At 46.9% G+C, this 239-nt stretch carries 1 protein-coding gene; it reads right to left on the bottom strand.

From position 1 onward, the window contains the following. Positions 1-239: hypothetical protein (locus DMA14_RS00040; protein ID WP_157957631.1), on the bottom strand; the 239-nt coding region annotated here is incomplete at both ends.

Here is a 239-nt window from a genome sequence, read left to right as displayed (position 1 = left end):
GTCAGAAGTATTTCCGCAGTCATCTTTAACTGTCCAAGTATTAGTGTAAGTTCCAGCGTTTCCGCAACCTTCAGAGGCAACGAACTGTCCGCTTACTTTAGTGATGTTAGCAACATCAGCATCGCAAAGGTCAGAAGCTGTTGGGAATTGAGCCTGAGCAGCAGCAAGTCCAGCTGCATCGCTGCATTCTAAAGTTGCATTTAAAGAACCGGCAGCAGTTGTCCAAGTTGGAGCAGTAG

The sequence above is a fragment of the Flavobacterium sharifuzzamanii genome, assembly GCF_003254585.1.
Lineage (GTDB): Bacteria > Bacteroidota > Bacteroidia > Flavobacteriales > Flavobacteriaceae > Flavobacterium > Flavobacterium sharifuzzamanii.
Note: the sequence above shows the minus strand (reverse complement) of the source record. Positions and strands in the feature narration are given on the sequence as shown.